Genomic DNA, 3881 nt, shown 5'->3' on the forward strand with positions numbered 1-3881 from the left:
TGGCGGCCCGAGCAGCGGCTCGAACAGGTCGTCGTAGCACGACGACGCGGCGTGCGGCAGCGTGGCCGCGGGCCACGCGTCGAACGCGTGCCGCGTCGCCGCGCGCCAGGCGCGCATCCATTCCCGCTGCTGCTCGACGAGGGCATACCACATGGCGAACCTTGGGGCGGAAGGGGCGTGAACTTGCATTATGGTCACTCTGGCGGGACAACGTGAGCCCCGCGCGCGTCCGGCTGATGCGCATCGAGCGCACGGGCGCGACGGTCGGCCGCGCACGCTCCGTCACTTCGGCAAACGCGTCCGTGGCGCCGGCCTCCGCCCGTGGTTGCCGGGAACGGGCCCTAGGCGATGCCGCGCGACGCTGCTACAGTCATCGATCCCATTCCCCTCAAGCGGAGCGTTCGCGATGAAGCTGATCGGTATGCTGGATTCCCCGTTCGTGCGTCGGGTCGCCATTTCGGCGAAGCTGCTCGACCTCCCGTTCGAACACGAGTCGATCTCGGTGTTCCGTCATTTCGAGCAGTTCAGGGCGATCAACCCGGTCGTCAAGGCGCCGACGCTCGTGACCGACGACGGCGCGACGCTGCTCGATTCGTCGCTGATCGTCGACTATCTCGATCATCGGGTCGCGCCCGAACGGCGCCTGCTGCCCGATGCCGCCGATGCACGGCTGCGCGTACTCGTGCCGGTCGGCTTCGCGCTGGCGGCCGCCGAGAAGACCGTGCAGGTCGTCTACGAGCAGGCGCTGCGCCCGGCCGACAAGCAGCATGCGCCGTGGCTCGAACGCGTGCTAAGCCAGATCGAGGGCGCATACGGCGCCCTGGAGCCGCTCGTCGCGGCCACGGACGGCTGGTTCGGCGGCGCGCGCCTGCTGCAGTCCGACGTGACGGTTGCGGTCGCATGGCGCTTCACGCAGTTCATGGCGGCCGACTACCCGGTGCTCGCGCGGATCGATCCGGCCCGTTATCCGGCACTGGCCGCGCATTCGGCGCGGGCGGAAGCGCTGCCGGCATTCGTCGAAACACCGCTCGTCTAGGCGTCGCGGCGGCGCGCGACGCGGCCCCGCGTCGCTCCTCGTCGCCCGCTCGGCCTTGCCAGGCAAGCCTTTGCCGATTGTTCGCGGCGGCCGACAAGTGACTTCGTATTCGTGCTGTTTATCCGGAAGCGGCCGGTCCCTAGAATCCACTCCATCGAATCACGCATTGCCTGATGGAGCCGATGATGAAAGCCCTGATCGAATCGAGCCTGTACCACCCGTCCCTCGTGTTGCCGCTTGCCGCGCTGACGCAGTTGATGGTCGAGCGCGATTTCAATCTGAGTCAGGTCGGGCTGATCGTCGCGGCGCGCGGTGCGCAGGCCGCTGTGTCGCGCTCGCGCGCGCTGATTTTCTGCCGCCACTGCGAAGCGCAGGCATGACGGCGCACGCATCGCATGGATGAAAAAAAGCCCGGCCGGCGCAAGCCGGTCGGGCGGATCGGGTTCGATCGGGCCCCGGCTTCGGCCGGGGCTTTTTCATGGGCGACGCTCAGGCGCGTGCCGGCGACACGACACCGTACATCTCCGATTCGTCGTCCTCGCGCATCTGGCGCACGAGCTGATGGGCTTCGCGACGCGACGCGACGGCCGGCGGCGAGCCCTTGAGCGGCTGGCGCGCCGTTTCGGCGAGCGCGACGACCGACACGATGCCGATCACGGCGGCGCCCATCATGTAGTACGCGGGCATCATCAGGTTGTGCGTGACGTCGACCAGCCACGCGGTCACGAGCGGGGTCGTGCCGCCGAACAGCGACACCGACACGTTGAAGCCGATCGCGAGTGCGCCGTAGCGGATTTCGGTCGGGAACAGCGCCGGCAGCGCCGACGGCATCACGCCGGTAAAGCACGACAGCAGCACGCCGAGGATCAGCAGGCCGCCGAACACCGACGCCGTGGTGCCCGCATGGATCAGCATCATCGACGGGATCGACAGCGCGAGCAGGCCGACGCAGCCGGCGAGCATCACGGGCTTGCGGCCGATCCGGTCGGACAGGCGGCCGGCGGCGAGCGTCAGCGGCATCATCAGCACCATCACGATCAGCACGAGCACGAGGCTGTGCGATTCGTCGAAATGCAGCGTCGACGACATGAAGCTCGGCAGGTACGACAGCACCATGTAATCGGTCACGTTGAAGATCAGCACGAGGCCGACGCACAGCAGCAGGGCACGCCAGTTGCGCATCAGCGTTTCGCGGAAGCGCGTCTTCGGCACGGCCTTGTCCTGCGCTTCGCGCTCCTCGGCCTGGCGCTTGAACGCCGGCGTTTCCTCGAGCTTCATCCGGATGTAGAGACCGATCAGGCCGAGCGGGCCGGCGATCAGGAACGGCACGCGCCAGCCCCACGACAGCAGCGCTTCCTGCGACAGCGACGCGGTGAGCAGCGCGACGACGCCCGCACCCATCACGTAACCGATCAGCGTGCCGAACTCGAGGAAGCTGCCCATGAAGCCGCGGCGCTTGTCGGTCGAGAATTCGGCGATGAAGGTGGCTGCGCCGCCGTATTCGCCGCCGGTCGAGAAACCCTGCACGAGGCGGGCGACGAGCAGCAGCACGGGCGCCATGATGCCGATCGACGCGTAGCTCGGAATGAGGCCGATCGCGAAGGTGCCGACGGCCATCATGATCATCGTGGCGGCGAGCACGCGCTGGCGGCCGATGCGGTCGCCGAGCGGGCCGAACACCATGCCGCCGAGCGGACGCACGAGAAACGCGGCCGCGAACGTGCCGAAGGTCGCGAGCAGCTGCGCGGACGGGCTGCTGGACGGGAAGAACACCTTGCCGAGCGTGACGGCGATGTAGCTGTAGACGCCGAAGTCGAACCATTCCATCGCATTGCCGATGGCCATCGCGCTGACGGCGCGCTTGAGGAGGCTCTGGTCGACGACGGTTATGTCGTCCGCGACGAGCGGGGCTTCGCCGGACGACGAAGCGGAGGAAGAAGCAGCGGTCGGGCTGACGTGTGTTGCGGTCAAGGTCATGCACTCCTTTGACTGCGCCGAACGGGCGGGCCGTCCGACACGGTTTGCCGGCGAGCGCGGTGTCGAGTGCGGGGCGTCGGGGCAAACCTTTAAGCACTTACTGCACTATGGGCGGTAAAGGGCCGTAAGGGGCTGCTTCGACGCGGGCCCGATGGGCCGTCGCGACAGTGCGCTCATGAAGAATGGGCCGCGTGATGCAGGCGGCAGATGCCGGTGCGGACGGTGTCCGGCGTTCCGGCAAGCGCCCCGGAGGGGCAACGAAACGAGAAAAGCGGGCCTGTCGGGCGGGCTTTCCTGTATGTGCAATTTCGGTCGAAGGGCCGGCCCGCAACGTGCGGACGGACTTCTCTCGAAATCGAATAGACAGAGATTGAATGTTGAAACAGGCGACATGATAGCACGATGACGGATGATCGTGCAAATTGCCGGGAAACGCCCGTCTGGCGGGGCGTCCGGCGGGGGCGGCTCGGGTATGATCGGCGGCGCGCGGCAGGGCCGTGCAGCCCCCGGTGACGGGGGCCGAATTCACGAGGAACCGGATGACCGAACTGATGAGGATCGCGGCGCTGTTCGCCGCCACCGCGCTGGCCGAAATCGTCGGCTGTTACCTGCCGTGGCTCGTGCTGAAGGAGGGCCGGCCGGTGTGGTTGCTGGTGCCGGCCGCGCTGTCCCTTGCGGTGTTCGCATGGCTGTTGACGCTGCACCCGAGTGCGGCGGGGCGCACCTATGCCGCGTACGGCGGCGTGTACATCGCGGTGGCGCTGGTCTGGTTGCGGGTGGTCGACGGCGTCGCGTTGACCCGCTGGGACGTGGCCGGCGCGGCGCTCGCGCTCGGCGGAATGGCGGTCATCGCGCTGCAGCCGCGCGC

At 68.0% G+C, this 3881-nt stretch carries 4 protein-coding genes and 1 pseudogene; 3 read left to right on the plus strand and 2 right to left on the minus strand.

Annotated elements, in window-relative coordinates; translation table 11 throughout:
• A pseudogene (locus tag G3N93_RS41870) lies at positions 1-153 on the minus strand (polyhydroxyalkanoate depolymerase); the annotation flags it as partial.
• Between the two features lie 253 nt (positions 154-406).
• Here G3N93_RS41870 and G3N93_RS35970 point away from each other — a divergent pair.
• Together G3N93_RS35970 and G3N93_RS35975 are read left to right on the plus strand one after the other, a co-directional pair.
• The gene (locus tag G3N93_RS35970; protein ID WP_206135138.1) at positions 407-1036 is read left to right on the plus strand and encodes a glutathione S-transferase family protein; all 630 of its coding nucleotides are present in this window, start codon (positions 407-409) and stop codon (positions 1034-1036) included.
• A gap of 173 nt (positions 1037-1209) precedes the next feature.
• Positions 1210-1416 (plus strand): hypothetical protein, encoded by a 207-nt coding sequence (locus G3N93_RS35975; protein WP_174915255.1) that lies wholly within the window; start codon positions 1210-1212, stop codon positions 1414-1416.
• 109 nt (positions 1417-1525) lie between these two features.
• Here the strand turns inward: G3N93_RS35975 and proP are convergent, their stop codons facing one another.
• On the minus strand, positions 1526-3013 hold the full coding sequence (gene proP / locus G3N93_RS35980; RefSeq protein ID WP_011351590.1) for a glycine betaine/L-proline transporter ProP: 1488 nt from the start codon (positions 3011-3013) through the stop codon (positions 1526-1528).
• A 539-nt stretch (positions 3014-3552) separates the two neighbouring features.
• On the opposite strand from proP, the gene G3N93_RS35985 reads away from it, so the two are divergent.
• Positions 3553-3881: YnfA family protein (locus tag G3N93_RS35985; protein WP_174934865.1), on the plus strand; the 329-nt coding region annotated here is incomplete at its 3' end.

Origin of the sequence: Burkholderia sp. Se-20378, from assembly GCF_017104665.1 — a bacterium.
GTDB lineage: Bacteria > Pseudomonadota > Gammaproteobacteria > Burkholderiales > Burkholderiaceae > Burkholderia > Burkholderia lata.